Origin of the sequence: Shewanella sp. AC91-MNA-CIBAN-0169 (genome assembly GCF_040310165.1) — a bacterium.
Taxonomy (GTDB): Bacteria; Pseudomonadota; Gammaproteobacteria; order Enterobacterales; family Shewanellaceae; genus Shewanella.
In genome coordinates, this window is record NZ_JBEOPM010000001.1 from 344,147 (window position 1) to 368,285 (window position 24,139).

Consider the following 24,139-nt stretch of genomic DNA (forward strand, 5'->3'; position numbering starts at 1 on the left):
AATGCTTGGGTAATAGAGTTCGGGAGTTTAGTGCTTATACATGATGATTCTGTTGATGGGATAAGGGATTACTCATGTATTTGGAGATATAAATAAAAGGTCCCGGTCACTGATTATATATTGCAGCGACAAGGACCTTAATAATGTCATTATTGTTTATTACTTGTGTACAGATTTAATCGCGTCTTTCACGCTGCTATATAAGCGTGCAAGCATTTTATTGAAAATGGCTCGAATAGTGGCATAAGTTAAGTCAACTACGGTTGTGACTACAGCTCCTGCAAAAGACAACATATGGCCAAGTAGTCCTCTGACATCGTCGGCGAAAGAATCTGCCGCGGCAGCAATTTTTTCAAGGGTTTTAGCGACAAGATCATAGAATGTCAAACCGTAAGATGCCGTCGCTTGCGCTACAATTGCGCCATAATAGCCTGCCGCTTTTAAGACCGTAATTAATGCTGCGCTGAGTTTGTCACTCCACTGGTCTGAATAGCTTGCTTGATTGCGGTTTTCATAACGTAATTTTACCGGCTTTAAATATTCGCTAGCTTTAACATGTAAATGGCCCCAATGCTCAGTGTTTGCAGAGACTAAATAACCTGGTTCGGCTCCAGCTTTAGGATCCATACCATGAGCACTAATCCTCAAACCTTGACTGTTATCTAAGCGATATTCCACTCCTTGATAAGGCGCATGAATAAAAGGCCATAAAGGCACTTTAGGGACTACATCGGCGCCGTGTGTGCAGCGAAAAATTTGATTTAGTCTATGGGTGTTAGCTGTGGCAAAACCTTGTTGTCCAACTCTTGGGGCACCAAAAGTGTATAAATTAATATTTGAAGCGTAATTATTAACAGATGCCCAGTCGGCAGCAAGTGAGGCAATTGCTCCTCCTAAGCTATGTCCGACAAAATGTATCGCCTTACCAGGATTTGAGGTACGCCACTTATCTAAAAAAGTCGCAAACTGCGGTCTTAATGAAGTAAAAGCATTATTAAATCCAGCGTGCACTATTTGGCTACCATCACCGACACTTAAACCAACTTGCGCATTCGTAGACCAGTCTGCTGCAGAACTAAATTCTGTGCCGCGGATCGCTATGATAGCATCTCCTTGGTATTGTCCTTTGCCTAACCCCATCGCCGCAAAACCTGACTGGCGATTAAAAATAAACCCGCCAGTTTTTCCTATGCCAACATTATGGAAGTTAAAGTGATTGTTAATGTATTGATTGCCAAAATGTCTTGTATCATCAGGACTAATTAAATCGTAAACACTAAATGCCAATTCAGAAGTTAGTTTGGGTGATAACTGATTCATAAACGTTCCTTGTTAATTAAAAATTTATTTATCGTATTTTTTATGTTTCTCGAATTCTAGTTCGTCCAATACTGGCCAGCGACAAATACTAAATACCTTATAGCGCACTACCCCACTAGGGAACGCTTCATCAATGATTTCATTCCTGATGGCTTCATTCGATAAGTCGCAATCTAATTTGGCTAGCCTCTCAGAGAGATAAGATATATGTTTCTCGCCCCTAGATATCGATGCCCAAAGTATTACTTCAGAATACTCATCTTTAGCAGCTTCAATGATGTCTGACTCTTCATTTTCATCCACTTTAATAGTTTGAGATACACGTGTTTCTGCAAAAGGCTTATTTGGATGTGCTGTGCTGTAAATGATTTCAGGAAAGCTAAATTTTCCATCAGCGTCTGTAGTGGTGTAGTCCCATTCTTTTTCTTCCATGACACCAGAGTATTGATAACCTCTTTTTAGCTTAATACCGGCTAGAGGTTTTCCCTCATGGGTTAAGCTACCTATCACTTCAGGAAATACTTCGACATCGACTTTTTTAAACATGCTAAACATTGACTCCTCCGAGTAGCAACTAACGGCGACAATCAGACACAGGAATGCAAAAATCCCAATATATGCTCTATAGGCCATAGATGAAGCAACTCCCTGCTTTTTAATTCATATGATTATTATTTAAACGAAGTTATTGTAGAGTGATTCTTTAAGGGTATCTATTATTATAAATGACTATTTTTTATAGTGTAATGATGAAAAGGGTATGTCCAGTTGAGATATTTTTATTTTATCCAGCAGTAAATTAAATTGAGAAGATCAAAGACGTTTTAAGTTATTTATTGTAAAAACGACGAAGCTGGATCCCGGATAAAAAGCATTGCCGGAATAACGCTTGATTTGACCCGTGCAGTATGGAGCCTTTTGACCAAAATCCAAACGAAGTTTGGACATAAAAAAGAGTAACCGTGATGACTCAAGGTTACTCTTTATTTTTAATTACTCTCTAATTGCGAGCACTCTTTATTCAGAAGCACTATCTACTCTGGGTCTCTCTTTATTCAGGATCTCTTTCTACTCTTGATCTCATTCTATTCGAAATAAATCTATTCGGGATCATAGTCCAATATCGGTGACAACCACTTCTCTGCTTCTGCCAACGTCATGCCTTTACGCTGGGCATAATCTTCTACCTGATCTTTACCAATATTGGTCACGCCAAAATAGCGTGATTTTGGATGGGCAAAGTACCAGCCAGATACCGCTGCGGTTGGGTACATGGCGAAGCTCTCGGTGATGTTCAAATCAATCGTTTCATCGGGTTTGAGTAAATCCCATAACAAACCTTTTTCAGTGTGGTCTGGGCATGCTGGATAACCTGGCGCTGGGCGAATGCCTTTATAACGTTCGCGAATTAGCGCTTCGTTATCGAGCACTTCATCCGCGGCATAACCCCAAAACTCTTTACGAACACGTTCGTGCATGCGCTCGGCAAAAGCTTCGGCTAAACGGTCTGCTAAGCATTTAAGCATAATCGCGTTGTAGTCATCGTGATTGGCTTCAAAGCGGGCAACATGTTCATCAATACCGTGACCCGTCGTTACCGCAAAACCGCCCATGTAATCAGCAACGCCTGAATCTTTTGGAGCGACAAAGTCTGATAAACAGAAGTTGTCGTTACCCACGCGTTCAAGCTGCATACGTAAATGATGGGTGGTCATTTCTAATGTGGTGCGGCTTTCATCGGTATACAGTTCAATGTCGTCATGGTTGACGGTATTGGCTGGGAATAAACCGATTACGGCTTTGGCGGTAAGCCATTTTTCAGCAATAATTTGTTTCAGCATGGCTTGGCCGTCGGCAAACAATTTAACCGCTTCTTCACCAACGACTTTGTCTTTTAAAATTTCAGGGTAATGACCGTGCAGTTCCCAGCTTCTAAAGAACGGTGTCCAATCGATACGTTCGACTAGGTCTTCTAATGGATAGTCATCAAACACCTGGCGACCTAATACATTAGGCGTAAATGGGGTGTAGTTTTCCCAGTCGTGTTTACAGCGATTGTCACGCGCGGCTTCAATCGACACGATGGTTTTACGCTTGGTTTGCGACAAACGTTTTTCACGCATCATGTCGTATTCTGCGTAGGCTTCGTCGATGGTTGCTTGGCGAGTGGCGTTATTAATCAGCTTAGACACCATAGGTACAGCGCGAGATGCATCGGCAATGTAAATGGCGCCGTGTGGGTAATGCGGTGCTATTTTTACTGCAGTATGAATTTTAGAGCAGGTTGCACCACCGATAATAGCAGGGATGGTTAAGCCTTCACGGTGGAAGGTTTTCACGTTGTGGACCATTTCATCCAAGCTTGGCGTGATTAAACCAGACATGCCGATGATGTCGATATTATGCTCTTTTACTGCATCTAGAATTTTATCGACAGATACCATGACCCCAAGATCGACCACTTCGTAGCCGTTACAGGCAAGTACTACTCCAACAATATTTTTACCGATGTCATGCACATCACCTTTTACGGTGACCATTAAAATTCGCCCGTTTGACTGGCCAGCAACCTTTTCAAGCTCAATATATGGGTTTAGGTAAGCGACGGCTTTTTTCATTACTCGTGCCGATTTGACCACTTGCGGTAAGAACATTTTGCCAGCACCAAATAAGTCGCCGACCACGTTCATGCCATCCATTAGCGGTCCTTCGATAACATCGAGCGGGCGCACGGCTTCTTGACGAGCAGCTTCGGTGTCTTCATCAATAAATTCGGTAATGCCTTTAACCAATGCGTGTGACAAACGTTTGGATACCGGCCAGCTGCGCCAAGCTAAATCTTCTTTTTTGGCCACTTGTGAGCCATCGCCTCTAAAGCTTTCAGCGATGTCGAGTAGCTGCTCGGTGTTGTTTGAGTCGGCTACCGGACATGGTAAGTTTTGAACTACGTTTTCAACCCGTTTTTTGAGCTCTGGTTCAATATCATCGTATATGGCTAACTGACCAGCGTTAACAATACCCATGTCCATGCCGGCTTGAATGGCATGGTATAAAAACACCGCGTGAATGGCTTCGCGTACTGGGTTGTTACCGCGGAACGAGAATGACACGTTAGACACGCCGCCTGAGATCATTGCGTGTGGCAAGGTGGCTTTTATGTCTTTTATCGATTCGATAAAGTCGACTGCATAGTTGTCGTGTTCATCAATACCGGTGGCAATGGCGAAAATGTTAGGGTCAAAAATAATGTCTTCTGGTGGAAAGCCAACAACATCAACCAAAATGCGATAAGCACGGGTACAGATTTGGGTTTTACGCTCACGTGTATCGGCTTGGCCGTCTTCGTCAAAGGCCATTATAATGGCTGCCGCACCATAGCGTTTTACTAAGGTGGCTTGTTCAATAAATTTGGCTTCGCCTTCTTTCATCGAAATAGAGTTAACAATCGACTTGCCTTGAACGCATTTAAGCCCAGCTTCAATCACTTCCCACTTTGATGAGTCAATCATGATGGGCACGCGGGAGATGTCGGGCTCAGAGGCGATTAAGTTTAAAAACTTCGCCATTGACGCCACGCCATCAAGCATACCTTCATCCATGTTGACGTCGATAATTTGTGCGCCATTTTCAACCTGCTCGCGCACGACATCTAAGGCTTCTTCAAACTTTTCTTCTTTAATTAAGCGCAAAAACTTAGCCGAACCGGTCACGTTAGCGCGTTCACCGACGTTAACAAATAACGAGTTTTTGTCGATGGTGAGTGGCTCTAGGCCCGATAAACGACACGCCACAGGTATATCTGGTATCTGTCTTGGTTCGTGTCTGAGTACCGCTTCACGAATAGCACTAATGTGTGCGGGTGTACTACCACAACAACCGCCGACAATATTGAGCATGCCTTCTTGCGCCCATTGATTAATGACTTCGGCCATTTCTTCTGGGGTTTCATCGTAGCCACCAAATTCGTTGGGTAAGCCAGCATTTGGGTGGGCAGAGACATAACATTCGGCAATACGTGATAATTCTTCAACGTACGGGCGCAGCTCTTTTGGTCCGAGGGCGCAGTTAAGGCCAATCGATAACGGCTTGATGTGGCGTAAAGAGTTATAAAAGGCTTCGGTGGTTTGGCCGGTTAATGTACGACCAGACGCGTCGGTAATAGTGCCAGAGATCATAACGGGTAGGCGATCGCCAAGTTGATCGAATACTTTTTCAATCGCAAATAGGGCGGCTTTGGCGTTTAAAGTATCAAAAATGGTTTCAACCAAAATGATATCGGCGCCACCTTCAATTAAGGCGCTGGTGGATTCGACATAAGCGTCGACTAATTGGTCGAAACTGACATTACGAAACGCTGGGTCGTTGACGTCTGGACTGATAGAGCAAGTACGGTTGGTTGGGCCTAATACACCAGCAACATAACGTGGTGAACCTGTTTGCGCGGCCACTTCGTCGGCCGCTTGGCGGGCGACTCGAGCGCCAGCAAGGTTAATTTCAGCGGCTAGCGACTGCATATCGTAGTCGGCCATGGCAATGGTGGTGGCATTAAATGTGTTGGTTTCAATAATGTCGGCACCGTTTAGCAGGTACTGAGTATGAATATCTTTAATGATTTGCGGTTGGCTGAGTACTAATAAGTCGTTGTTGCCTTTAACATCGCAATGCCAATCTTTAAAACGCTCGCCACGATAATCTTCTTCTTCCAACTTATAGTCTTGGATCATGGTGCCCATGGCGCCATCTAAAATCACAATACGCTGCGCTAACAATGCATTAAGTTGTTTAAGTGTTTGACTGTAAGAAGTCGATTTCGCCATAACAGTTACCTTTTTATCACTATGTTGCTTGATACCTTGATTGAGATAAGCATACCCTTATTTTTACAATAGTAGGGCGATAACATCATTGCTGTGCACAAGTGTTGTAAATAACAGTTATACACAACGATTGCTTTAACCGTTGCAGGCAATTGCCTTGGACAATTACTGCGTACAATGATTATCTTCTAAATGATTATCTTTTAAGATAGTATTTTAGACATATAAACGTATAGACGTCCATAGTACGCGAGTTTTTATCACTAGAGCAAGGCTGAATTAAATGAAACAAGCCAAGATAATATTAATGCGCCATGGAGAATGCGAAGGTGGGGCAATATTTCGCGGCCAAACCGATGTAAAGCTCACCGACACTGGAATGGCCCAAATGCAGCAAGCGTTTGCTGAACTACAATTCCCCATTAGCCATGTGTTTAGTTCGCCATTGCAACGGTGTCAGCAATTCAGTCGCCCTTTAACGCAGCGATTAACATTACCGTTAACGACCATAACAGCACTGCAAGAAATTGATTTTGGTGTGTGGGATGGGCAATCGTTTGATGCAATTTATCAGCAAAATCCAGGTAAATTTGATGCTTACTGGCATAACCCATGGTTGGCTGATAGCACGCCTGATAAAGCCGAGTCGGTAAGCGATTTTGCTGCGCGAGTAGAAGCCGGGCTCATGAGCGTGGTTAATGAACTGTGGCGCTCACGTCATCAGCAGCACTCTTGTTTACTGTCTATCGACGAACAACAAGGGCAAAGCTTGCCGCAAACTGCTCAAGCTGTCGATTGTCCCCATGCGTTAGTGGTTACTCACGGTGGGGTGATGCGTTGCTTAATGGGCTATGTGCTTAAGGTTGGCCAATCTAGCGGATTATTCGCTAACCTAGCGATCCCCTATGCTGCTATTATGGTGCTCGATGTCTATTGGCCTGATGATGTTGATAAGGTTGACGCTTTTCAAGCGACAGCAATGAATAGCAATACCGCTGAAGTGAGCTTTACATTACATTGGCCGTAACACTTCATTGGCTGAGCGTTATAACCATAGAGTCATTATTTTTGCGCCATAATTTGCGTAATAATTTGCATAATAATCTGCGCCATAACTTGCGTAGTCATTAGTGTCACAATTTGCATAGTTATTTGCAAAGTTATTTGCAAAGTTATTTGCAAAGTTATCAGCGCCGTTATTTGAATAGTTATTTGCGTCATAATTGTCGTAATAATCTGCGTCGAAACCATAGTGCCTTTCAAGGTATTGGGAATTGGGATAAGCCCAAACTGTACCCGCAACTGTAGATGTACCCATCGAATATGGGGACATAAGTCAGATACCAGCTTTGAATCGCCTCAATATCCATGCCTAAGCGGGTGACTTAGGGGAGTTATTAAATAGATGTTTGTGTTAATTAATTGGACATGGCGGGCTAACTTTCATGTCTGAATCTGTATTAGATGTAAATCATCTTTTTTGGCAAGTCGATAATAAAACGATTCTGGCGGACATTCATTTCAGTTTGCCTAAAGGCCAGATGCTAGGACTAATTGGTCCCAATGGCGCAGGCAAGTCGAGCCTGTTACGCTGCTTATATCGCTATATTGTGCCGACCAGCGGCGATATTGAGATATTTTCTAAACCCATCAGTGAGTATTCCTCTAAGTTGTTAGCGCAGAATATTGCTGTGGTGCAACAAGATACCCCGCATTATTTTGACATGACCACCGAGCAATTAGTGTCGATGGGGCTTACTCCGCATAAAGGCTTGTTTGACTCAAACACAGCCCAAGACCGTGAACGTGTGGTGAGTGCCTTAACCAAAGTTGGATTACAGCAAAAAGCTCAGCAACAATATGAACTGTTATCTGGCGGTGAAAAACAACGTGCCCTAATTGCCCGCGCCATTGTGCAACAGCCGCATATTCTTATTTTAGATGAACCGACCAATCACTTAGATATTCGTTATCAAATTCAAATTCTTGAACTCGTTGCATCTTTAGGCATCAGTGTTATTGCTTCTATACACGATCTGAATTTAGCCAGTGCAATGTGCGATAAATTACTGCTACTCGACCAAGGACGATTAATTGCTAAAGGTACCCCAACAGAAGTGCTAACCGAGCGGCAAATTAGTGACGTGTTTGGTGTGTGCTGCGACATTAATCTTCACCCACAACACGGTAAGCCGCTGATCAGTTATTTTTATGGTTACCAACCGAGTCAGAAAGGATGCCCCGATCATGATTGATGCATCGCAACGTCGCTACTATGTTTGTTTCAGCTTGTTGGTATTGGCTACCCTGCTTACCCCGGTATTTGCCGCCAGTTTTGGGGCGGCTAACATTCATCTTAATGACGTATTAATGATATTTAATACCTTATTGGGCGGCGACATGCCGAGTGCGATTGAAGGCAGTGAACATGCGGTTACGATAACCCAACGCATTGTGCTTGAATTACGCTTACCGAGAATTTTGTTGGCCTTTGTGGCTGGCGCAGGGTTGTCTATAGCAGGCAGTGTATTACAAACCGTGACCCGCAACCCGTTGGCCGACCCGTATTTGTTTGGCATTAGCTCCGGGGCGTCATTTGGTGCAGTGCTGGTGGTGTCGTTATTCAGTCAAACCGGTTTGTTTGCCGAAATGTTTTCTGGTGTATTGACTATAGCGCCAAGCTTTACCGCGCAACCTTGGTGGTCTTGGTCGACATTAAGCATACCGATAGGAGCATTCATCGGCGCCAGTTTATCGGTGTTGGTGGTGTTTATTTTGTCGGGACCTGGTCGAAGTAGCCAAGTTGAACGTATGTTGCTGTCTGGTGTAGCAACGTCGTTTCTGTTTGGGGCATTGACTAGCTTGCTGTTGTATTTTTCAACCCCTCAAGCTGCGGCGTCAGTACTGTTTTGGAGTTTAGGCAGTTTTGCTAAAGCCAGTTGGTCTAATTTACTCTTACCCAGTGTGACGGTAGGGGTTAGTTTATTGGTTATGTTGGCGTTCAGGCGGCAAATTATGGCGCTGCAAGCCGGTGATGAAACGGCTCATACATTAGGGATTAATGTCGCAAAATTGCGCTTAAGTATGTTGTTACTGTGTTCGCTTATTACGGCAATGTTGGTGGCAACTTGTGGTGGCATTGGTTTTGTTGGTTTGATGATCCCGCATACGGTTAGGCTATTATTTTCCGGACGTCAGCCGATGATCTTAACCGCGATGTTGGGTGGCTTATTTATGGTGTGGATTGACGTGATAGCACGATGCATTTTATTTAACCAAGAATTGCCTGTCGGTATTATTACTGCTGCATTGGGCAGCGTATTTTTCTTGTTTATTTTGCGTCAACGCCGTTAAACGCTAAGCCTTTTGATAAGTACTTCTCTAATCACTTTAATAAGCGTTTAGAGAGGTACTTTTATAAGAATTGGATGAGTGCTGCAATACATCATATTGAATTTATCTGCCCAAATTGCTGGAGTTTTCATGTTTGTCATAGAAGCTGTTAAGTCAGATGTTGATGCCAATATTCAACATAAGATTAATCAAAAAACCAAACCATTAGGGGCGTTAGGGCAACTAGAATCGTTGGCATTACAAATTGCTCGGGTGCAGTACCGCGGCGATAAACAGTCGTTAAGCACACCGCTGCAAATCACTAAGCCAACGATGTTAGTGTTTGCTGCTGACCATGGTATTGCCGCTTACGGCGTGTCGATTGCGCCAAGCGAAGTGACCACTCAAATGGTGCATAATTTTGTCCAAGGCGGCGCGGCAATTAATGTGTTTTGTCGCCAAGTCGGGTTTGAGCTTGAAATTATCGATTGCGGAATATTACAACCGCTTACAGGCCAAGCCAATGTTATCGACCAACGCTTAGGCGCAGGCACTAAGGCTATGCATTTAGCTGCGGCTATGCCACTTGAAAAAGTCGCCCAAGGTTTTGAATTTACTCGACAGTTGATTGCTCGCCATGTTGATGTTGGGTGCAATTTAATTGCTTTAGGTGAAATGGGTATCGGCAATACTTCTGCTGCGACTGCGGTAATGTCAGCTATGCTCAATATTGATGTTGAGCAATGTGTCGGTCGAGGCACGGGAATAGATGATGCAACTTTGGTGATCAAAACAAAACTCATTAACCAAGCACTTGATTTACATCAACATGAGTTAGTTTCTCCTGAAGCAATTTTGGCTCACGTTGGCGGTTTTGAAATAGTGCAAATGACCGGGGCGATACTGGCGGCTGCGGAACAAAAAATATTAGTGGTGATTGATGGTTTTATCGCTACTGCTGCAGCATTAGTTGCGGTAAAATTATCTCCACAATCAAGAGACTATTTAGTTTTTGCTCATGAGTCGCAAGAGCAAGGACATAAGCTTCTGTTACAACAGCTACAAGCAACACCATTGTTGTCGCTGGGATTAAGACTTGGAGAAGGCACTGGCGCTGCGTTAGCGTTACCGTTAATTCAAGCTGCGGTGAATTTTTACAATCAAATGGCCAGTTTCGATGATGCTGGCGTTAATAATGTGGTTTAAGGGAACAACATGTCTGGCGAGATAAAATGGTTGCGGCAGTTAAATTTATTTTTTGTGGCGATGAGTTTTTTTACTCGGATCCCCGTTCCATCGTGGGTGGTGATTGATAGCGATAAGCTCAACAAAGCTAGCCGTTATTTTGGTTTAGTGGGCTTACTCATTGGCTTAATTTGTGCGTTGGTATTTTGGCTTGCACAGCTGATTTTACCGGCAAGCATTGCCATTTTATTAGCCATGGTGGCGGGTGTATTAGTGACCGGCGCCTTCCATGAAGACGGCTTAGCCGATACCGCAGATGGTTTTGGTGGTGGTTGGACGGTAGAAGACAAGCTGCGCATCATGAAAGATTCGCGTTTGGGCAGTTATGGTGCCTTGTCGCTGGGATTAGTGTTATTGCTAAAATGGCAATTGCTAGTCGAGCTGGCTTTATATAGCCCAATGGCTGCGGTCAGTGCGCTTGTAGCAGGCCATACACTCAGCCGCGTTGTGGCATCAAGCTTGATTTTTAGTGAGCAATACGTCCGAGATGACGACACCAGCAAGTCAAAGCCGATTGCCCAAGATCAGCAATTAAATGATTTATTTATTTTAATCGCCAGCGGTATTTTTGTGTTGTTATGGCTTAATGGTGTCGCGGCATTTGTGCTGTTTATTACCTTGTGGCTAGTACGCATTTTGTTAGGTGGCTTTTTCCGCAAACAAATTGGTGGCTACACCGGTGACACACTAGGCGCTGCGCAGCAAATCAGCGAAGTGTGTTGTTACTTAGTTATTTTAGCGGTTGGATTAAGCTAATGATTCATTTGGTGTTAGGCGGTGCGCGTAGCGGTAAAAGTCGATATGCAGAGCAATGTGTGGCGGAATACGCTGCTATTGGTTATTCATGTGTTTACTTAGCCACAGCCACAGCGTTAGACCATGAAATGTCTGCGCGCATTAATCAACACCAACAAGACCGTATGTCCAGCGTCCATAGCTGGACATTGCACGAACAAGCTTATGACGTTGGCCAAACATTGGTGGCGATAGATAAACCACAACAAGTCATATTGCTCGATTGCCTGACGTTATTATTAACCAATCACTTATTGTTAAATGACGGCGCCTCGTGGGCCACGCAAAAGTCATTACTCATCGACAGTTTGTCTGCTTTGCAAAGCGATGTGGTGTTAGTCAGTAATGAAGTGGGCTCGGGCATAGTTCCCATGGGTGAGTTAAATCGTCGTTTTGTTGATGAAGCGGGCTGGCTCAACCAAGAAATAGCCGCAATATCTGATCAAGTCACTTTGGTGGTCGCAGGCCTACCGTTGGCCTTAAAAGCATAATGTCATTGGTTGACGATCAATCTCCAAAAGCTCCAACATTACGTGGCGCATTAATGGTGCAAGGCACCACCTCTGATGCAGGTAAAAGTACGCTTGTAGCAGGTTTATGTCGTTTATTTTCCCGTCAAAACATTAATGTCGCGCCTTTTAAACCACAAAATATGGCGCTAAACAGTGCTGTAACTGCCGATGGCGGTGAAATTGGCCGAGCCCAAGCATTGCAAGCTATTGCTTGTGGTTTAGCACCCCATACAGATTTTAACCCCGTATTATTAAAGCCAAGTTCAGACACTGGCGCCCAGGTGATTATTCACGGTAAAGCGTTAACTACATTAGAAGCCAAGGCCTTTTTCGGACCCGAGAGTTATGGTTATAAAACCTTAGCCTTAGCGGCAGTGATGCAATCTTACAGGCGCTTGCAGCAACAATACTCGTTAGTGGTGATTGAAGGGGCGGGCAGTCCGGCAGAAATCAATTTACGTGAAGGTGATATTGCCAATATGGGCTTTGCCGAAGAGGCAGATTGCCCAGTGATCATTATTGCTGATATTGATAAAGGCGGTGTGTTCGCCCATTTAGTTGGTACGTTGGCATTATTAAGCCCGTCTGAGCAAGCGCGAGTAAAAGGCTTTGTGATAAATCGTTTTCGCGGTGATATCAGCTTGTTGCAGCCAGGAATTGATTGGCTTGAAGCCTATACCAACAAACCTGTATTAGGCGTATTACCATATTTGCACGATCTACATCTAGACGCTGAAGATGCGTTAATTGATACCCCTCAAAGTTCATTACCGACAGCATTATCTACCAACCAGCGTATGTCTGTATTGGTGTTAGTGTACCCAAGGATCAGTAATCATACCGACTTTGATCCGCTGCGTTTACACCCACATATTGATTTTCATTATGTGAGTATGCAGAGCATGGCTCAATCATCCCATTGGCCCGCTGCAGATTTAGTCATATTACCTGGCAGTAAGAATGTTCGTGCAGATTTAGCTTTTGTGCGTGAGCAAGGTTGGGACATCGCCTTAACAAAACATTTACGTTATGGCGGTAAAGTCATCGGAATTTGTGGCGGTTACCAAATGCTCGGTGAGCTTATTGATGATCCTTTAGGTATTGAAGATAATGCTGGTTGCAGTGACGGATTGGGCTTATTACCGATTACTACCGTATTAACTGCCAGCAAAACCTTAACTCAAGTAAGGGGTCACTTACGCTTACAAGACCAGCAGGCAGAGTTTAGTGGTTACGAGATCCATTGTGGTGAGTCTTCACTCACTCAAAGCGACGTTATCCAGCCGCTATCGATTGAACAATACGCCCAGCAGCCAATGGCGATGTCCAAGCTTGATGGCATGGTGAGTAATGATCAACAAATTTTAGCGACCTATGTGCATGGATTATTTGACCATCCCGCTGCATGCCAACTTATTTTGCAATGGGCTGGCTTAGACAGTCGCCATACTATCGATATTAACCAAATTCGCGAGCAGCAACTAAATCGTCTTGCCGACGTATTAGAAGCGCATTTGGACATGAATACATTGAAAGGAATAATCTCATGACAACTGATAACCACGAAAATGAACAAGCTAACACTATTGATGCAAGCAAAGCTGAACGTCATAAAGCCCGCCAGCAGAAAGTCAAAGTGGGCGTTGATGCCAAAATTGCCGCAGCGCAAGACGAAAAAGGTATTTTGCTGGTACTAACCGGTAACGGAAAAGGCAAATCGACATCTGGTTTTGGTTCGATTACCCGCGCTGTGGGCCATGGTCATAAAGCCGCAGTGGTGCAATTTATTAAAGGCACTTGGGCTTGTGGTGAACGTAATTTACTCGAAGGTGCTGGAGTGCCATTCCATGTAATGGGTACCGGCTTTACCTGGGAAACTCAAGACAAAGAAAAAGACACCCAAGCCGCAATGGAAGCCTGGCTTGAAGCAGAAAAGTTGCTTAAAGACGAATCGATTAATATGGTGCTGCTTGATGAGCTGACTTACATGGTCAGTTACCACTATATCGAACTTGAGCGAGTATTAACGGCATTAAGAAATCGCCCAGCGATGCAGCATGTGATTATTACTGGCCGCGCTTGTCATCGTGACATCATTGAGTTGGCCGATACGGTCAGCGAAGTACAGCCGATTAAACATGCGTTTAACGAAGGTATTAAAGCCCAGTTAGGCTTTGATTATTAAAGTTATTTTTTATTTTTAATTATGGCCTGCGACTACGACGTTTGTTGGTGCTGTTGAACGCTTTAAACATAATGGGTTTAAGCTACTCACACTTAACAAGTTAATCAACTCACTTGCTCTGCTCGCAAGGCATATTTCGGATACCTGCGCCGATTATTGCTCTGTTGCTGTAGGGAGGATGTTTGTTGGGGTGAACCAGCGAGCAGTTATACTTTCAAGTTGGCCACTTTGAGTTAGGGTGTTTAATGCTTGGCGCATACTTTTGGCTAATGCTTCATCTGTATCTTTATGGGTGGCAATACCAATGGGCATGTTTACCACAGGCAATACAGCGGTAAAATCGCTTAGTTTAAAGCCCATTTTTTTAACGTCTTCGCGAAAACCCACTTCGTTATTGTAAATCAAATCTACGCGGTCAAAATTAAGCATTCTTAACGCCGCTAGTTGGCTTCTTACTAGGTATACATTGGGATGTATTCCATCGAGTTTAAGCCGATCTAGTGAGGCATCGTTTCGCGATAATGCCATAGAGTAACGATTAATATCATCTATGGTTTTAAGCTGAATGTCGGGACGATTACTTTTTCGATAGATCATATCTTGCACAGTATAAAAGTCGCCTATCCATTTGAAATAGGCTAAGCGTTTGTTGGTATTGGCAATTGAAAAAATGAACGTATTCGGGTACTTCTGCGCATTATAATAAGCGCGGCTCCAAGGCATGATTTTAATATTAATATCAAAATCAAGATATTGCTGGGTAGCATGTAAAATATCGATCGAAAAGCCTACCAATTCTCCTTGAGAATTTAGCGACTGAAATGGAGGATAACTTTCTGTGTAAAAAGTGACTGCAGGTCTAGCATTTGAAACTGGCGAACTGAAAAATGTAATGATGAAAATCACCACAGATAAGTAGCGGAACATAAATAACAACACCTTAATTTAAGGCTTCCATGCACTTCATATCCGTTTTTATAACAAGTCTAACATAGTGTTATTATTTTGTGATCATTAACCCGTTGTGTTGTCAGATAATTAATCATCTGTGATGTTCAACAGGCCATCGTACCTTGTTAAACAATATATTCATCAGCCCAATCTTTTAAACGTTCTAAAATATCCAATGCAGTTCGGCCAAGTTCGGTAATGCTATAAGACACAGCAATAGGACGGTCACTAATCACATGTCGAGTCACCAGTCCTTGGGCTTCTAATTCTTTAAGGCGCTGATCGACCATTTTTTTACTCGCCCCGCCTAACATGCGCGATAAATCATTAAATCGCACTGGACCATCTTGCAAGTGCCATAATATCGATGCTTTCCATTTACCGCCTAATACCCGCATTCCACGCTCGACCGAGCAGGGTTCAGCACAAGCATTAATAACTTTTTTTTGACCGTTAGTCATTGTTTCAATTTTAGTTTTCATTAATTTAACTTAAGTTATTCTAGGTTACTAAAAGTATACTGGTTGCTTTTGTATTCCATTGTAGCAAAATAGACATCAATTAGACTAGTACCATTAAGGAATGTTTCTCCATGGCAGTATTAACCTCTTACGATCCCGCTAGTTATCACAAAGTCGATGGCGGAGAACATATTGAAGCCACTGCGGTTGGCAGTGTTGAAACCTTAGCGATATCTCAGTTACCACAAGTTGTCGCCAACGCTCAAGTTGCACAAAAGGCGTGGGCACGTTTGTCATTAATTGAACGCCAACAATATGTGGTTAAGGCATATCAGCAGCTCGTGGCAGTGCAAGATGAACTGGCAACATTAATTGGCCAAGAAATGGGTAAAGATTATCGCCGTGCCACCTATGAAGTTGGCGGTACAGTGCAAAATGCACCTTATTTTGCCGGTGAAATAAGCGATGCACTAACCACTGAACAAGTTGATAATCGCACCGAATTACAATATCGACCATTAGGTGTAGTGGCAGTGATTTCGCCGTGGAACTATCCGATAGCCATGGCTAACAACTTACTGATGCCTGCCTTAATTGCGGGTAACAGTGTGATATTAAAGCCGTCTGAACAAACTCCGCTGGTGGCCGAATTATTCATTAATACCCTTAATAAGGTGCTGCCAGAACATGTGTTGCAAGTGGTTCAAGGTGATAAAGCCCTTGGCCAAGCATTAGTGGCAGCAGACATTAATATGGTGGCGTTTACTGGGTCGATGGCCGCAGGTAAACACATTATGGCCAATGCTGCGTCTGGCTTAAAAAGGTTAGTGATGGAGCTTGGCGGTAATGATCCCTTGATTGTGATGGCTAGCGCTAATATCGATTCCGCGGTTAGATTTGCAGTCGCTAGTTCGTTTGAAAATGCCGGACAGATGTGCACTTCAACAGAGCGCGTTTACGTGGATGAGCGTATTGCTGATGAGTTTGAACAAAAGGTGTTGGCTTTAGCCAGTCGTTACCGTGTCGGTAAATGGGACGACGCGAATGTGAATATTGGCCCTATAGTGAATCCAACCCAACACCAAAAAGTGCTTGAACAGTTGCAAGATGCCAAAGCCAAAGGAGCGAGCTTTTTACTCGGTAGTGATGAGTATCCATTACCGTTTATTCAACCTACTGTGGTCTCAGGTATTACCCCTGACATGCTCCTAGAACGTGAAGAAACCTTTGGCCCTGTGGTGGCTATCAGCCGTTTTAGTGATATTGATGAAGCCATTAGTCGTGCTAATAACAGTCACTATGGTTTAGCTGCAGTCGTGTTTGGTGGTCAAGGTGCCAAAGCCGTTGCTGAACAACTTGAAGCTGGCATGGTTGGGGTTAATCAAGGTGCTGGTGCGGGCAATGCTCCATGGGTAGGAGCAAAGCATAGTGGTTTTGGTTTTCATGGTACTGCTGCAGGGCATCGCCAATTTGCCCAAGTGCGAGTGATGAGTTATTAATTTCTGGGTTTAACCCATATTGATGAGTAAGCCGTCATTAGTAAGCTTTTATTTGTAGAACATCATTAGTAAACAGTCATTAGCACACTTTTTAGTAAAGCATTGCTAGCCCATTTTATGGTTAAAGGTATAAACAAATGAACACAACAAGTGTAAATTCAGATTATTTTGTGGTGGCACTAGAACCCGGCGCTGAACATCCGGCTTTGCCAACATGGGCTAATCATCAAGCTAATGTGGCTGAGCTTAATGAAGCAGAGCTGACGGATGCTGAGCGGGCTAACGTGAGTAAAAAAATGTTAGCCGAAGTACCAGGTGCGTTCCAATTAATGAATGTATTGACGCCAGATGAGTGCAAACGGTTAATTTCGGTCAGTGAGTCGATGGGCTTTTTACCCGACGCCGCGGTGTCATTACCACGCAATGTACGCCATAACGACAGCTTAACCTGGGTAGTTGATAACACCACAGAGCAAGTGATTTGGAGTAGAGTTAAGCATCTTATGGATGATAACTTGGGCATTTTTGGTGGTAAAGCTGCTTTAGGATTAAATAATCGTTTTCGTTTTTATCGCTATAACGAAGGCGATTTCTTTAAGCCACATTCAGATGGTTCGTGGCCTGGAAGCCAAGTTGTAGATGGTCAGTTAGTGCGAGATGCCTTTGGTGATCGCTACAGTCTGCTGACATTTTTAATCTTACTGACAGAAGACTTTGAAGGCGGTGCAACGCGCTTTTTAGTCAATGCCGACAACCCAAGCTTACCAGCAAAACATGGCGATAATATGCGCCAAGTTGACGTGCGAACGCCTGCGGGGAGTGTGTTGTGTTTCCCACATGGCATGCATCCGCTGCATTGTATTCACAGCTCAGAGCCTATTTTCTCTGGGGTTAAATACATTATCCGCACTGATGTGTTGTTTGAGTTGTAACATTATTCATCAATATGGGTTAGCTTATTGATAAGCTAACCCATTAGTTAATCACTCATTTTTTAACTAAATAAAGCACCTGGTTCGCTTTTTTAGAGCCGTTGTTGTACTTTTTCTCCTTGCGTAATCCTCGTGAATTAAGTCAATGTTAGTAATCCGCCATGTATTTTCTGCTCCATATAAGCACGCTGCTATCAAACTTACTCACTTATCTCTTTCAAGAATAAACTGCTATAAAGCTGATCAAATAAGCTTACTCTTCGGGGGCGCTATTGTGATGGCGAATGCTCGTCAAATAAAATTATCAGCGTAAATAGCCAATGATATGACTAGCATTTTTACCCATTAGCAGTGACAAAAACATACTGATAGCCAGAGGTGATACGGTGCAATAAATCAATTGAGTAAACAGATAAAAAGTCGATGAGTTTTTTACTATTGAGTTTATCAATCGGCGCTGTTGCCCCCCGAGTACACTAGATTCATTAACGCGATTTAATGTGCCGCAGTACTTGCTATTTGACTGACTAAACTATCTAATTGCGCCGCTTTCCTAACCACATATATAGAGACGTTTACATGAAATCAGTACTGTGTAGTTTGTTTGTTGTCAGTGTTATTAGCCTATCTGGATGTGCTGCACCGCAGAATAATTTCGCGTCTAAAGTGAAAGCCGAAGGTGAGCAACACCTCGACTTGTCTCAACAGTGGGAACAAGGTCAGAAAGACCTCAGAAAAGGTAACAGTTTATTAATCGATGGGCGTGAGTTAATCGGTAAAGGTAAAAACCAAATTCGTGAAGGTGAAGCGTTAATAGCACAAGCCAAACAAGCTGCACAGCAACAACGTCAACTATTTCAGTCGATGGCGAATACATTAAACGGCGCTCAAAATGGTGCCCGTGCAGTAGTGTTAGTCGACAGGTTGGATGATGTAGCCGATGCTTGGGAAGATGCTGATGATAAGTATGCAGATGGTAAAGAGCTGATTGAAGACGGCAATACCAATGTTGCTGAAGGCGAGAGTTCAATTGAACAAGGCCAAAACATGGTGACGAGCGGACGTAGTAGAATGCAACAAGCGGAATCTACCTACCAACAACGTACTGGTAAAGGTTTAGTCGAGCAAATGCATTTAGAAGAGCAACCTAGTAACTTCTAATCAATAGAACTGAGACTAATCAAATAAACCGATATTGTTAATTCAATATCGGTTTTATCGTTTCTAGCGGATTTACTTTCAGCAAAAAGCGATTATATTATACGACTGCTCTATTCAAAATCGGCTTTGATTTCAAACACCATATCTTCGCCGGTCACTGGATGATTTAAGCCTAAATATTGGGCGTGTAAATGCAATCTGTTGGTCGCAACACCGTATAAATCATCACCTACTATTGGCATGTGCAATCCGTCATGATGAGCACAATGCATGCGTAACTGATGGGTTCGCCCCGTTTTAGGATACAAGTGAACTAAGGTTTGATGTTGTTGACGCTTAAATACCTGCCAATGCGTTTCGGCATGTTTGCCGTACTCGTAGCACACTAGCTGCTTAGGACGGTCGTCTAAATCTACCCGCAATGGCAAACTAATATCACCCTCACCTTGGCTAGGCACCCCCTCAATTAACGCGATATAACGTTTGGTCACGCTGCGTTGAATAAACTGTTGTTGTAGGGCTTTGTTGGCTTCTTTGGTGAGAGCAATCACCATTAAGCCTGAGGTCGACATGTCTAGGCGATGGACTATCAGCGGCCCCGTCGCATTGGGGAACAGCTGCTGCATACGGCTAAACACCGAGTCGGTGATATTTTTGCCAGGTACCGATAATAGTTCCGCAGGTTTATTAATAATCACCATCGCATCATCTTGATAAATAATATCAATGTGCTGATCTTTACCCGGATTAATCAACAGTGGATCGTTATCAACTTGCATGCCTTTTAGCATGTGGGTCAAAATAGGTCGGCATTTTCCGTGACAAGCGGGGTAGAAGTTTTTGTGCTGTTTTATCTCAGATTTAGGCGATGAACCCCACCAAAACTCTGCCATGGCAATCGGGGTCAATTGATGTGTAAACGCGTATTGCAGTAACTTAGGTGCCGCACATTCACCTGCACCAGCAGGTGGCAAATGGTTAGGTGCGTCATTGAAAATATCGTTTAAATCTCGCGCTTCACCCAAGACATTCAAAAACTGATATTGAGCAAAAAGTTTGTTTTGTAATCCATTTGAAAGTTGTTTGCGCTGACGTTTAAGCTGTTTGATTTGCTGCGCAAGTGCATCTAAGGCCACTTTAGTGACTTCAATTTGAGTCTGCCACTGTTGCTTTAACGCGTTCAGCTGATGCTTTTGCTGCACACTTTGACGGCTTAACTCGATAGACAATGTTTTATGGGTATCGTCGTTAATGCTTGCTTGGGCTAATGCATCATCTGCTTGCTCACGTTGCAGCTTACGCATTTTACGACCTTCAACTATTGCGTTACGTTGCTGCTCAAGCTCACTTTCCGCTTGGTGTTGTTGCGCAGTTAACGTCGCGGTTAATGTTGCCAGTACTGGATTAGCTTCTTGCTGACTAATCGACAGATTAATTTGGTTAATCTGTTTATTTTCATGACTGAAAAAACTGTCTTGGGTCAGCATATCAAACACCGGCGGCACAAACGGCGGCAAGATATTTTGGTCGGCTAACTTACCTGAAAATGCGGCTAAAAAACCAAGTTGCCCAAGGGTGTCTTTAACCACCAACACACCAAACATCTTACCAATCACCATGCCACTATCTCGTTCGCTGTCTAAGCCAAAATTATGTTCCCAGGGATTCGTCTCAAGTAACACCTGCTGCAACTGCTGTGCTGCCAGTATCGTCAATGGATGAGGTTGATAATAAAACGGGAAGGTAAAAGATTCAGGCAACCCTTGTTCGGCAAGCGTGTTATTGAAAGCTATCGCATCATTAAAAGGAATAAAGCACGGGTCGTTAACAGACATCAAAAACACACTCACTACACTAAAGGGCGGCTATTTTACCCTTTCAAACTAGTAGATGCATTATTTACTGAGCTCGGTTGTTTTGGAATGTTAATCTAAACGTAGTTTGGCAAGGAAATCGTTAACCAACCCTTGAGTATGATCAAGCAACTGAGCATTACCAATGGCGCCATGCCCTGGCACAATAACCTCAGCGTCAGGATATGTCGCTTTAACCTTACGAATCGTTACTGGCCAATCAGTTAACGATGCCTCAACAATATAGCCCATACTCTTACTGTGAGCGCTTTTTACCAGGCAGCCGCCAAACAGTAATTGTGCCTTAGGGAGCCAGACCACAATGTTATCAATTGTATGGCCAGCGCCTAAATAGCGAGCTTCGAGTAAACCATTAGCTAGGATAAATGAGTCACCATCAAACGGCTGGTTTGCGAGAGTTTGATGGTGTGTGGTCAATATTTTCTGAGTCATTGCAGACACATGAGTGCTAACCCCAATACTGTTTAAATAACCTATCCCAGCCGTGCGGTCGGCATGAGAATGAGTCGAAATACTGGCTTTGAGTACAAACCCTTGCTGCTTTATCCACTCGACTAACGCAATAGTGTCTTTCTCGCTCCATGGAGTATCGATTAAATAAGCCTCTTTTCCTTCAACAACCACTAAGCCATTAGCATCGACCAAACCAAAGTCTTCAGTTTTGAAATATGACTGATATTCAAATAGTTGGATTTGTGTCGCTTGAGCTTGGTTAGCCGTAACCAAAGCATTGCTACTGAGCGGTGTAATAGTCAGTTTGCCTGATGACTCAGCGCTCATCGCAAGCGGTGCACAGCAAATAAAACCAACTAGTAATATCAATATTCGTGAAAACATAATGGTACTCAATTAACGTTCAGTCAAAGTTCAGTCGAAAAGAATAGGCGTTAAAGTGTATCACTGAATTTGTGAGTAATGGATAACATAGAGGGAAGTCATGCTTGATGACATTGGTTGTGTGAAGCGGATAGTGTTGAACGAATCGATGGGCAATAGCCTTAAGCTATTAATTCAAAACTATCAATTCTTAAGCTATTAATTCTTAAGCTATCAAATATAGATGAAACCGTACTGGTTTCATCTATATTTGGACATAGTTATTGATAATAGACGTTACTATAAATAACGACGATTATGCCTTTGGTCTGTGCAATACACAGACTTTGTTACCAGAAGGGTCGCGTAAGTAAGCTAGATATAATGGACCATTTGGACTGTCGCGAACACCAGGAGCATCTTCGCAAGCTTCGCCACCACTCGCCACACCAGCAGCATGCCAAGCATTGGCTTGCTCTGCGCTATCGGCATGAAAACCTATGGTGCTGCCATTACCATTACAAGCGGGTTCACCATTAAGCGGTTTAGTGAGGGCAAATACACCTGCGCTAGTAACATAAAAACAACGGCCTTTAGGATCAATCATCCCAGGTTTAATGCCTAGTGCGCCAAGTGTGGCGTCGTAAAAGGTTTTTGATTTGTCGATATCATTAGCACCAAGCATGATGTGGCTGAACATTGTGACTCTCCTTGTTGGGGTGAATAAACACCAATTTTATATATCTATTTTACTTATTTGTTAACTTATTCGTTTTTACTATTAACTACCTGATTAAACAGGGCGTGTACATTAATATTGGCGTTAAGTTTAGCGGCTAATAAATACATGCCTGCTAACTTGCGATGTATGAAAATAGCATCGGTTGGTGGTGTGTGCCATTCATTTTGTTGAGTGCTCATGGCTTTACCTGCCTGAGTGATCCTTTTAGCCAAATTACTTGCACCAAAATCATACGTTCCTTGAGTACGTAATGGCTCACAAGCTTGGTAAAAAATATCAATAATCAGTTGTTTTTGTTGTGGGTCGATGGCGTCTTGAAAAAAGCCGATTTGTTGTGCCGCTTGTATCATTTGTTGTTTATCATCGGCAATCGCACCTTGCATCAATTGCATATAACCTTGTGATAATGTGTCGCTAATGGTGCGAGTGGCGCCAAAGTCGAGTAATACAATTTTCTGGCTGTCTGTTTGATACTGGAAATTGGCAAAATTAGGATCGCTTTGCACCAGTTGAAAACAAAACAGCTCTTTAAAACACAGCTCCATCAAGGCACTTGCAACCTTGTCACGCACATCTTGTGGATACTGTTCGACCGATTCAATCGCGACGCCTTCAACATATTGCATGCATAAAATGCTGTTGTTGCTCAATTTCGGATACACCTTAGGCACGATGAAGTGAGGGCTGTCGCCTAACTGTTGCTGATAAAGTGCGATTTGCTGTGCTTCAAAGTGATAGTCTGCTTCGTTATGCAACTGCGCTTTAGCTTCGGCCAATAAAGTATCGAGTTTTACGTTAGCGGGGATTAACCGCGAGACTTTTAATAGGCTGGCAACGTTATCTATGTCGCTGTCGATGCTGTCGCGGATCCCTGGATATTGAATCTTTATCGCCAGCTTTTCGCCAGTATCCAAATAGGCTAAATGTACTTGGCCGATAGATGCGGCGGCAAACGGGCGCAGTTCAAATTGGGCAAAAGGTGCTAGCCAGTCATGGCCCCAGTGCTGAACTAATAATTGAGTTAATTGTTTGTGCGGCATGGCTTTAGCGTCAGAACGCAGCTTCGCCAATATTTCAGCCAATTCAGGAGGCACTAAGTCACCGGCATCCATTGACAACATTTGCCCCACTTTCATGGCAGCGCCGCGCAGTTGCGACAGCTTATCTGCCACATGACCAATATTTTTAGGGGTCATCATCAGTTGTTGCATTGACGGCGATTTACCCTGGCTAAGCTGCTTTGCCCCTTCTAACAGCACATTACCCGCAAGGCGAGAAGCCAGTCCGCCCATTTTTGATAATCGGGACAGTCGACTGGTTGGCACTTTAGCTTCATTATTTTTCATCAGATCTCACTTGTGTCGCATGAACTCGTAGCGAATATAAATAATTGTACGCTGAAGTTGATTATTTCGTTCAATATGAGCCAATAGCGTGGTCAAAATTTACTATTTTCTATGTTACTCTGATTTTCGAGGCATTTAAGCCATTCTTTG

The 24,139-nt window shown here is 43.4% G+C and carries 20 protein-coding genes and 1 riboswitch; of the genes, 11 read left to right on the top strand and 9 right to left on the bottom strand.

All coding sequences use genetic code 11. The annotated features are described in order from the left end of the window. Nucleotides 1-159: 159 nt before the first annotated feature. The 3 genes from AAEY98_RS01445 to metH form a co-directional block, all read right to left on the bottom strand. Nucleotides 160-1,320, bottom strand: coding sequence for a lipase family protein (locus tag AAEY98_RS01445; protein WP_123883820.1), 1,161 nt, complete (start codon nt 1,318-1,320; stop codon nt 160-162). A 24-nt stretch (nt 1,321-1,344) separates the two neighbouring features. Further along, nucleotides 1,345-1,866 carry a DUF6795 domain-containing protein gene (locus AAEY98_RS01450; protein WP_351014649.1) on the bottom strand — a complete coding sequence of 174 codons (522 nt, stop codon included), beginning with the start codon at nt 1,864-1,866 and terminating at the stop codon, nt 1,345-1,347. Nucleotides 1,867-2,420: 554 nt separating this feature from the next. Continuing rightward, entirely contained in the window at nt 2,421-6,137 is a 3,717-nt protein-coding gene (gene metH / locus AAEY98_RS01455; protein WP_351014651.1) for a methionine synthase, read from the bottom strand. A gap of 283 nt (nt 6,138-6,420) precedes the next feature. Here metH and AAEY98_RS01460 point away from each other — a divergent pair, with 283 nt between their 5' ends. The 8 genes from AAEY98_RS01460 to cobO all read left to right on the top strand — a co-directional run bounded on the left by AAEY98_RS01460 (nt 6,421) and on the right by cobO (nt 14,207). Further along, nucleotides 6,421-7,164 (top strand): histidine phosphatase family protein, encoded by a 744-nt coding sequence (locus AAEY98_RS01460; protein ID WP_351014653.1) that lies wholly within the window; start codon nt 6,421-6,423, stop codon nt 7,162-7,164. Nucleotides 7,165-7,382: 218 nt separating this feature from the next. Then, nucleotides 7,383-7,503, top strand: a riboswitch (cobalamin riboswitch). Nucleotides 7,504-7,582: 79 nt separating this feature from the next. After that, nucleotides 7,583-8,392, top strand: coding sequence for an ABC transporter ATP-binding protein (locus AAEY98_RS01465; RefSeq protein ID WP_101085873.1), 810 nt, complete (start codon nt 7,583-7,585; stop codon nt 8,390-8,392). Beyond that, the gene (locus tag AAEY98_RS01470; RefSeq protein ID WP_351014655.1) at nt 8,385-9,491 is read left to right on the top strand and encodes a FecCD family ABC transporter permease; all 1,107 of its coding nucleotides are present in this window, start codon (nt 8,385-8,387) and stop codon (nt 9,489-9,491) included. The genes AAEY98_RS01465 and AAEY98_RS01470 overlap by 8 nt, the downstream gene beginning before the upstream one ends. A 129-nt stretch (nt 9,492-9,620) precedes the next feature. Then, the gene (cobT, locus tag AAEY98_RS01475) at nt 9,621-10,676 is read left to right on the top strand and encodes a nicotinate-nucleotide--dimethylbenzimidazole phosphoribosyltransferase (RefSeq protein WP_351014656.1); all 1,056 of its coding nucleotides are present in this window, start codon (nt 9,621-9,623) and stop codon (nt 10,674-10,676) included. A 9-nt stretch (nt 10,677-10,685) separates the two neighbouring features. Then, complete coding sequence (locus AAEY98_RS01480; RefSeq protein WP_011636351.1) at nt 10,686-11,471, top strand: adenosylcobinamide-GDP ribazoletransferase; 786 nt, start codon at nt 10,686-10,688, stop codon at nt 11,469-11,471. Then, nucleotides 11,471-12,001, top strand: a complete 531-nt coding sequence (gene cobU, locus AAEY98_RS01485) for a bifunctional adenosylcobinamide kinase/adenosylcobinamide-phosphate guanylyltransferase (RefSeq protein ID WP_101085869.1) — start codon at nt 11,471-11,473, stop codon at nt 11,999-12,001. Before AAEY98_RS01480 ends, cobU begins: the two co-directional genes overlap by 1 nt. Continuing rightward, nucleotides 12,001-13,572: a cobyric acid synthase gene (locus AAEY98_RS01490; RefSeq protein ID WP_351014657.1), complete on the top strand. Its 1,572-nt coding sequence runs from the start codon at nt 12,001-12,003 to the stop codon at nt 13,570-13,572. Before cobU ends, AAEY98_RS01490 begins: the two co-directional genes overlap by 1 nt. Continuing rightward, nucleotides 13,569-14,207: a cob(I)yrinic acid a,c-diamide adenosyltransferase gene (gene cobO, locus AAEY98_RS01495; RefSeq protein ID WP_101085867.1), complete on the top strand. Its 639-nt coding sequence runs from the start codon at nt 13,569-13,571 to the stop codon at nt 14,205-14,207. Before AAEY98_RS01490 ends, cobO begins: the two co-directional genes overlap by 4 nt. A gap of 153 nt (nt 14,208-14,360) precedes the next feature. On the opposite strand, the gene AAEY98_RS01500 is transcribed toward cobO, so the two are convergent. Beyond that, nucleotides 14,361-15,134, bottom strand: coding sequence for a substrate-binding periplasmic protein (locus AAEY98_RS01500; RefSeq protein ID WP_351014658.1), 774 nt, complete (start codon nt 15,132-15,134; stop codon nt 14,361-14,363). 149 nt (nt 15,135-15,283) lie between these two features. Continuing rightward, a complete protein-coding gene (locus AAEY98_RS01505) occupies nt 15,284-15,640 on the bottom strand; it encodes a winged helix-turn-helix transcriptional regulator (RefSeq protein ID WP_101085863.1) in 357 nt (118 codons plus the stop codon). 110 nt (nt 15,641-15,750) lie between these two features. Here AAEY98_RS01505 and AAEY98_RS01510 point away from each other — a divergent pair, with 110 nt between their 5' ends. The 3 genes from AAEY98_RS01510 (at nt 15,751) to AAEY98_RS01520 (ending at nt 19,211) form a co-directional block, all read left to right on the top strand. Next, nucleotides 15,751-17,118 carry an aldehyde dehydrogenase family protein gene (locus AAEY98_RS01510; protein WP_351014660.1) on the top strand — a complete coding sequence of 456 codons (1,368 nt, stop codon included), beginning with the start codon at nt 15,751-15,753 and terminating at the stop codon, nt 17,116-17,118. A gap of 137 nt (nt 17,119-17,255) precedes the next feature. Beyond that, nucleotides 17,256-18,050, top strand: coding sequence for a 2OG-Fe(II) oxygenase family protein (locus tag AAEY98_RS01515; protein ID WP_192115750.1), 795 nt, complete (start codon nt 17,256-17,258; stop codon nt 18,048-18,050). A 579-nt stretch (nt 18,051-18,629) separates the two neighbouring features. Next, nucleotides 18,630-19,211: a hypothetical protein gene (locus tag AAEY98_RS01520; protein WP_192115751.1), complete on the top strand. Its 582-nt coding sequence runs from the start codon at nt 18,630-18,632 to the stop codon at nt 19,209-19,211. 110 nt (nt 19,212-19,321) lie between these two features. On the opposite strand, the gene AAEY98_RS01525 is transcribed toward AAEY98_RS01520, so the two are convergent. The 4 genes from AAEY98_RS01525 to AAEY98_RS01540 all read right to left on the bottom strand — a co-directional run bounded on the left by AAEY98_RS01525 (nt 19,322) and on the right by AAEY98_RS01540 (nt 23,989). Beyond that, nucleotides 19,322-21,046, bottom strand: a complete 1,725-nt coding sequence (locus tag AAEY98_RS01525) for an RluA family pseudouridine synthase (protein WP_351014662.1) — start codon at nt 21,044-21,046, stop codon at nt 19,322-19,324. Between the two features lie 90 nt (nt 21,047-21,136). Continuing rightward, on the bottom strand, nt 21,137-21,922 hold the full coding sequence (gene bla / locus AAEY98_RS01530; protein ID WP_351014664.1) for a subclass B1 metallo-beta-lactamase: 786 nt from the start codon (nt 21,920-21,922) through the stop codon (nt 21,137-21,139). Nucleotides 21,923-22,217: 295 nt separating this feature from the next. Further along, nucleotides 22,218-22,601 carry a VOC family protein gene (locus tag AAEY98_RS01535; RefSeq protein ID WP_101085857.1) on the bottom strand — a complete coding sequence of 128 codons (384 nt, stop codon included), beginning with the start codon at nt 22,599-22,601 and terminating at the stop codon, nt 22,218-22,220. 65 nt (nt 22,602-22,666) lie between these two features. Beyond that, nucleotides 22,667-23,989 carry an ABC1 kinase family protein gene (locus AAEY98_RS01540; protein ID WP_351014666.1) on the bottom strand — a complete coding sequence of 441 codons (1,323 nt, stop codon included), beginning with the start codon at nt 23,987-23,989 and terminating at the stop codon, nt 22,667-22,669. Nucleotides 23,990-24,139 lie beyond the last annotated feature (150 nt).

Bases quoted from the DNA above. Each gene is read 5' to 3' on its own strand.
- AAEY98_RS01505 (WP_101085863.1), bottom strand. From the start codon at position 15,640: ATGAAAACTAAAATTGAAACAATGACTAACGGTCAAAAAAAAGTTATT.
- AAEY98_RS01470 (WP_351014655.1), top strand. From the start codon at position 8,385: ATGATTGATGCATCGCAACGTCGCTACTATGTTTGTTTCAGCTTGTTG.
- bla (WP_351014664.1), bottom strand. From the start codon at position 21,922: ATGTTTTCACGAATATTGATATTACTAGTTGGTTTTATTTGCTGTGCA.
- AAEY98_RS01460 (WP_351014653.1), top strand. From the start codon at position 6,421: ATGAAACAAGCCAAGATAATATTAATGCGCCATGGAGAATGCGAAGGT.
- cobT (WP_351014656.1), top strand. From the start codon at position 9,621: ATGTTTGTCATAGAAGCTGTTAAGTCAGATGTTGATGCCAATATTCAA.
- AAEY98_RS01465 (WP_101085873.1), top strand. From the start codon at position 7,583: ATGTCTGAATCTGTATTAGATGTAAATCATCTTTTTTGGCAAGTCGAT.
- metH (WP_351014651.1), bottom strand. From the start codon at position 6,137: ATGGCGAAATCGACTTCTTACAGTCAAACACTTAAACAACTTAATGCA.
- AAEY98_RS01500 (WP_351014658.1), bottom strand. From the start codon at position 15,134: ATGTTCCGCTACTTATCTGTGGTGATTTTCATCATTACATTTTTCAGT.
- AAEY98_RS01445 (WP_123883820.1), bottom strand. From the start codon at position 1,320: ATGAATCAGTTATCACCCAAACTAACTTCTGAATTGGCATTTAGTGTT.
- AAEY98_RS01540 (WP_351014666.1), bottom strand. From the start codon at position 23,989: ATGAAAAATAATGAAGCTAAAGTGCCAACCAGTCGACTGTCCCGATTA.
- AAEY98_RS01450 (WP_351014649.1), bottom strand. From the start codon at position 1,866: ATGTTTAAAAAAGTCGATGTCGAAGTATTTCCTGAAGTGATAGGTAGC.
- cobU (WP_101085869.1), top strand. From the start codon at position 11,471: ATGATTCATTTGGTGTTAGGCGGTGCGCGTAGCGGTAAAAGTCGATAT.
- AAEY98_RS01525 (WP_351014662.1), bottom strand. From the start codon at position 21,046: ATGTCTGTTAACGACCCGTGCTTTATTCCTTTTAATGATGCGATAGCT.
- AAEY98_RS01535 (WP_101085857.1), bottom strand. From the start codon at position 22,601: ATGTTCAGCCACATCATGCTTGGTGCTAATGATATCGACAAATCAAAA.
- AAEY98_RS01480 (WP_011636351.1), top strand. From the start codon at position 10,686: ATGTCTGGCGAGATAAAATGGTTGCGGCAGTTAAATTTATTTTTTGTG.
- AAEY98_RS01510 (WP_351014660.1), top strand. From the start codon at position 15,751: ATGGCAGTATTAACCTCTTACGATCCCGCTAGTTATCACAAAGTCGAT.
- cobO (WP_101085867.1), top strand. From the start codon at position 13,569: ATGACAACTGATAACCACGAAAATGAACAAGCTAACACTATTGATGCA.
- AAEY98_RS01520 (WP_192115751.1), top strand. From the start codon at position 18,630: ATGAAATCAGTACTGTGTAGTTTGTTTGTTGTCAGTGTTATTAGCCTA.
- AAEY98_RS01490 (WP_351014657.1), top strand. From the start codon at position 12,001: ATGTCATTGGTTGACGATCAATCTCCAAAAGCTCCAACATTACGTGGC.
- AAEY98_RS01515 (WP_192115750.1), top strand. From the start codon at position 17,256: ATGAACACAACAAGTGTAAATTCAGATTATTTTGTGGTGGCACTAGAA.